The organism is Phormidium sp. FACHB-1136 (assembly GCF_014697375.1).
In the GTDB taxonomy this organism is placed as follows: Bacteria; Cyanobacteriota; Cyanobacteriia; order Phormidesmidales; family Phormidesmidaceae; genus Nodosilinea.
The window spans coordinates 1-1,825 of sequence record NZ_JACJRS010000249.1 but is presented as its reverse complement, the minus strand read 5'-3'; the positions used below and the strand labels follow the sequence as shown (position 1 = coordinate 1,825).

Genomic DNA, 1,825 nt, shown 5'->3' with positions numbered 1-1,825 from the left:
TCCTCTGTTTTGTTGGGATGGGAAACGATGGATCCTGATTCAACGTGGCCGTACAAAGAGGCTCCAATCGTCGTTCTGAGGTAGGTCAGGTTGTCGTGGCCATCGCCAAGGATGCCCGTCACTTCAGGGATGGAGATATACACACGCTGCTGGAACAGTGTGAAGTGGAGGTACCACTTTCGGGCTTTGTCTGAATGGGTCATGGGTTTGGGGCTGTTAGATCATTCACGTCACTCAGAGAAGAGCGATAGCGGAGGGGTCTAAGGGACGGGATTCGGATAATGAATTTGAGCAGGGGGATCGACTAATTGAGATGGGTGTGGCGGAGGGCCTTTTCTAGGTGGCCCCGGCGCTGGGCTTCAGCGATCATCAAATCCCAGCACCGCAGCCGACGACCTTGATTGACCGCAGAGCGGGCGGCTGAATTAGCAATCTTGAGCAAGGCCTGGTCTCGCATCAGGTCAGCTAGGGCAAACTTGGGGACACCTGCTTGCTTGTGCCCCAAGCACTTCACCTGCTCCCCGCAGCTTCAAGTCAGCTTCGGCCACCTTGAACCCATCCTGGTGCTGGGCCAAAACGTGCAGCCGCTCGGTACTGGCCTCGGTTTCAGCGCCATCGATCAGGAAGCAGTAGGATTGATGGTCGCTACGCCCGACCCGGCCCCGCAGTTGGTGGAGCTGGGCTAAGCCAAACCGTTCGGCATGTTCGACCACCATCACCGTGGCGTTGGGCACATCTACGCCAACCTCAATCACGCTGGTGGCGACCAGGATTTGGGTCTGGCCCGCCCTGAACGCGTCGAGGGCATTCGTTTTGGCCTCTGTACCCATCTGTCCATGGAGCATCCCCACCTGGTACTTGGGAAAGGCTCGTTGATAGTCTCCGATGGCTGCTTCAGCGGAGCGCAGTTCGCTGTCGTCGTTGTCCTTGACCAAGGGCAGAACGACGTAGGCTTGAAAGCCCTGGGCCAGTTGAGCCTCTAACAGGCGATGGATTGGGCGCTGCTGGTCTTGGCTCAAGACTTGGGTGATGATGGGCTGACGGCCTGGGGGCAGCTCGTCAATCAAGCTCACATCCATGTCTTGATGCATCGCTAGGGCCAGGGTACGGGGGATAGGGGTTGCCGTCATGCTCAGCAGGTGAGGGGTCTTGCCCTTATTCAGAAGGGCGTTGCGCTGCTTCACGCCAAACCGATGTTGCTCATCAATCACCACCAGGCCCAGGTCGGCATAGCGCACCTTGGCGCTGCTGAGGGCGTGGGTGCCGACGAGCAAATGGATGCGGCCCAGCAGGAGCTCACTCAGGAGGATGCGCCGTTCTTTGGTCGAGGTGCTGCCCGTCAGCAGGGCCGTTTTGAGACCCAACGGCTCCAGCCAAGACGTGATCTTGGCATGGTGTTGCTGGGCTAGGGTTTCCGTGGGAGCCATCAGTGCGGCCTGTTGGCCCTGTTCAATCACCGCCAGACACGCGCCAACCGCAATCACGGTCTTCCCAGCCCCGACATCCCCCTGTACCAGGCGGTTCATGGGGAAGGTCTGGGTCAGGTCATCGAGGACTTGGTTCAGGGTGCGCTGCTGGGCTCCGGTCAGGGCAAAGGGCAGGTTGGCTTGGAATCGTTTTAAGAGAGACCGGGATAGACCCTGGCGCTTCACTCGCTGAGGTACCTGGCCCCGACGCAACAGCAATGCCATCTGGAGGTAGAAGAACTCGTCAAAGACCAGCCGACGGCGGGCCGCTTCGAGCTGAGATGGACTGACCGGAAAGTGAATCTGGGCCAGCGCTTCCGACAATGGGATCAAGTTATGCCGCTGCCTAAATTTGGCGG

Annotated in this window: 3 protein-coding genes; all 3 read right to left on the bottom strand. The window is 59.0% G+C overall.

Annotated elements, in window-relative coordinates:
• Nucleotides 1-203 (bottom strand): hypothetical protein (locus H6G62_RS27105; RefSeq protein ID WP_190498569.1); only part of this gene is annotated, 203 nt, incomplete at its 3' end.
• Between the two features lie 101 nt (nt 204-304).
• Nucleotides 305-457, bottom strand: coding sequence for a hypothetical protein (locus tag H6G62_RS27100; protein ID WP_190500930.1), 153 nt, complete (start codon nt 455-457; stop codon nt 305-307).
• Between the two features lie 4 nt (nt 458-461).
• Nucleotides 462-1,825 (bottom strand): ATP-dependent DNA helicase RecG (locus tag H6G62_RS27095; protein ID WP_206755669.1); only part of this gene is annotated, 1,364 nt, incomplete at its 5' end.

Coding starts and splice junctions, on each gene's coding strand:
- H6G62_RS27100 (WP_190500930.1), bottom strand. CDS start 457: ATGCGAGACCAGGCCTTGCTCAAGATTGCTAATTCAGCCGCCCGCTCT.